Source organism: Bradyrhizobium sp. P2_E8, assembly GCF_056403875.1.
On the sequence record NZ_JBFUES010001203.1, the window covers coordinates 1 to 2,025 of the forward strand.

Annotated in this window: 3 protein-coding genes; 2 read left to right on the top strand and 1 reads right to left on the bottom strand. The window is 64.8% G+C overall.

What is annotated here, in order from left to right:
- Positions 1–404 (bottom strand): LysR family transcriptional regulator (locus tag AC1D00_RS38590; protein ID WP_477014288.1); only part of this gene is annotated, 404 nt, incomplete at its 3' end.
- A gap of 101 nt (positions 405–505) precedes the next feature.
- On the opposite strand from AC1D00_RS38590, the gene AC1D00_RS38595 reads away from it, so the two are divergent.
- Positions 506–1,489: an aldo/keto reductase gene (locus AC1D00_RS38595; protein ID WP_477014289.1), complete on the top strand. Its 984-nt coding sequence runs from the start codon at positions 506–508 to the stop codon at positions 1,487–1,489.
- Positions 1,490–1,789: 300 nt separating this feature from the next.
- A complete protein-coding gene (locus AC1D00_RS38600; RefSeq protein WP_025037121.1) occupies positions 1,790–1,984 on the top strand; it encodes a hypothetical protein in 195 nt (64 codons plus the stop codon).
- Positions 1,985–2,025 lie beyond the last annotated feature (41 nt).

Here is a 2,025-nt window from a genome sequence, read left to right on the forward strand (position 1 = left end):
CGACGAGCTCGACCTTGATCGACGAGCTCGACCTTGATATCAGGGTAGCGCGGCAGCAGCTTGGCGAGCGCCGGCCACAGGATGGTCTGCGCCGAATGTTCGCCGGTGGTGATGCGGACGGTGCCGGCCGGCGTCTCGCGCAGCGCGGTCAGCGCCGACAGCTCCGCGTCGATCTCCGCAAAGCGCGGCCCGATATTGCGCAGCAGGCGGTCGCCGGCTTCCGTCGGTGCGACGCTGCGGGTGGTGCGGGTGAGCAGCCGCAGGCCAAGCCGCTCCTCCAGCGCGCGCACGGTGTGGCTGAGCGCGGATTGCGATACGCCGAGCTGCGCGGCCGCGCGGGTGAAGCTGCGCTCGCGGGCGACCGCGAGGAAGGCGAGGAGGTCGTTGACGTTGCTGCGCGCCATTCATGAATCCGGATCATGAGTACATGCCGGTCTTATCATCTAATCGCAGGCTCGCGCGCGACCTAAATTCGCAGCCGCACGTGATTTCAAGGAGAACTGCGATGCAGATGCGTAAACTGGGCAAGAGTGGTCTGGAGGTCTCGGCGCTTGGCCTCGGCTGCATGGGACTGAGCTATGGCTATGGCCCGGCGACGGAGACCTCGCAGGCGATCGCGCTGATCAGGACCGCCTTCGCGCGCGGCGTCACCTTCTTCGACACCGCCGAGGCCTACGGCCCCTTCGTCAACGAGGAGCTTCTGGGCGAGGCGCTGGCACCATTCCGCGACAAGGTCGTGATCGCCACCAAGTTCGGCTTCAAGGGCGGCAAGGTCGAAGACGGGCTCGACAGCCGGCCCGCCAACGTCAAGGCGGTGGCGGAGGCCGCCTTGAAGCGGCTGAAGACCGACCGCATCGACCTGTTCTATCAGCACCGCGTCGATCCCGACGTGCCGGTCGAAGACACCGCGGGCGCGGTGAAGGACCTGATCCGCGACGGCAAGGTCCTGCATTTCGGCCTGTCGGAGGCGGGCGCGCAGACCATCCGCCGCGCCCATGCGGTGCAGCCCGTGACCGCATTGCAAAGCGAATATTCGCTGTGGTGGCGCGAGCCGGAGCAGGAGATCCTGCCGACGCTGGAAGAGCTCGGCATCGGCTTCGTTCCCTTCAGCCCGCTCGGCAAGGGCTTCCTGACCGGCGCGATCACCGAGAGCACGACGTTCGACAAGAGCGACTTCCGCAACATCGTACCGCGCTTCTCATCCAGCGCACGAAAATCCAACCAGACGCTGGTCGATCTGCTCGGCGAGATCGCAGCAGCGAAGAAAGTGACGCCGGCACAGATCGCGCTGGCCTGGTTGCTGGCGCAGAAGCCGTGGATCGTGCCGATCCCCGGCACCACCAAGCTGCACCGGCTCGAGGAGAATGTCGGCGCGGCCGCGGTGACGCTGTCGGAGCCGGATCTCGCTGCCATTGCGGCAGTGCTGGCCAAGGTGGCGGTGCAGGGCGATCGCTATCCTGCGCATCTCCAGGCGCGAGTCGGCCGCTGACATCTCGCAGCAACGCCCGGTGAGTGTTCGCTTACCGGGCGGTCTCGTCCTGTGTTCGGATTTGAATACCCCTGTCAGCGCTATCAAGCGCTCGAGCGGCCTTAAAACACCGGAAACATCGGCTTATTCCACAGGCGTCGCGACTTCGTCACAGTCGGTGCACGATGCGCGTTTTCGACAATCAATTTTATTCTCTTTCCATCCTGCTGCGTTATATGTCGAGCATCCGTCTAACGAGGGAGGCCGGAGCAGGCGTGTGCGCTTGCGAGACCGGCAGGAGCAGGGACCAAGCCCGTCGGCATGTTCGAAGTGATCCTCACCAGGCGTAAGCGGTTTGGCTGGCGATGGCAGGTGTGCGACCAGTCCGGCAAGATATTTGCCGACGGGTTCGAGCGCACCCGGCCGTCCGCCAAATATCAGGGCGAGCGCGCATTATTCTTCCTGTTGTCGCAGGCCTACTTGCGCAACCGCTCGGCGGCGTCCAGCGAGGACTAGCTGGGTTCGTAATTCCGTAGCCCGGGTGAGCGGAGCCATAC